A 1116-nucleotide genomic window follows, 5' to 3' on the forward strand; every position below is an offset into this window, starting at 1 on the left:
AGGTCCACCATATGGGGGTATAGCTCAGTTGGGAGAGCACCTGCCTTGCAAGCAGGGGGTCAGGAGTTCGAATCTCCTTATCTCCACCATAAAAAAGAGTAGTCAAATGACTACTCTTTTTCGTTTATGAATTTTATATTATAGTACCTCTATAATATATGATAATCAATTAAATGTTTAGTATATGAATTAAGAAAAATATAGTTATATGAAAGGATCTACATCAAGTGTATAAGATTTATGATTAATATTATATTATAAGTTTATAATAAATATAATCTGCAATTTAACATTAGGATAAAGGATCAAATAAATATGAGAGGAAAACAAGGGAAAAGTTGATGAGTAAATTAGTAGCGTGTATTATTGCATTAGTAAGTATGGCAAGCCTAGCTGGATGTAAATCATCAGAAAAAAACAATTTGAATATTACAAATAAGGAAGAAACAGTAGTAGTGCAAAAAAATGAAATCAATTAAAAGAATGGAAATAAGCAGGGGATTAAAATACTGCTAAAATCTTAAAAAAACAATAGAAGCTAATTTTATAAAGAATTATGATAATATAGTAACAGCTAAAGTCAAAAATACATTAATAAATATAGATGTAAAGGTACTTTTGTAAACTATCAAGGGGTAATGGTAGGAGATGGGGAAATGTGGCTTGGTCAATGTAATAAAGGTAAAACAAAATATTGTATTATGGCAATAAATAATTAATCATAGTGAAACTGCTTCATAAAGGAAGCAGTTTTATTCTATAAATAACGTTGATTAGTATAACTTATGAACAGAATTCCTTTAGGGTGTAGATTATAGGGAGCTAGAAGTAAGAAATAAAAAATACACTAGATAACTATACCTAGTGTATCAATATACGAAATAGTAAGTAAAAAGAAGAAAAAAAGATAAAAATAGCATATAATTTTAAATAATGATGTATTTAATACTTTTGAAAGGAAACTTTTATGATAGAATAACACATGTCGCTGAGAGATGCGACAACACAACAGTTTAAAATCGCATTAGTAAGATTTGATTTTTTAATAATTCTAAAGAATTATTAAAACAGCTTTAAAAAATATAAAAAAGTTGTTGACAAAGAAAAACTGATGTG

Annotated in this window: 1 protein-coding gene and 1 tRNA gene; both read left to right on the plus strand. The window is 27.1% G+C overall.

Going from position 1 to position 1116, the window contains the following annotated elements; translation table 11 throughout:
• The first annotated feature begins 13 nt into the window (after positions 1-13).
• Positions 14-89 (plus strand) — tRNA-Ala (locus tag T514_RS0121970).
• Positions 90-341: 252 nt separating this feature from the next.
• Positions 342-479, plus strand: a complete 138-nt coding sequence (locus T514_RS26845; protein ID WP_156940057.1) for a hypothetical protein — start codon at positions 342-344, stop codon at positions 477-479.
• Positions 480-1116: the final 637 nt, after the last annotated feature.

The sequence above is a fragment of the Clostridium lundense DSM 17049 genome (assembly GCF_000619945.1).
Lineage (GTDB): Bacteria > Bacillota > Clostridia > Clostridiales > Clostridiaceae > Clostridium_AO > Clostridium_AO lundense.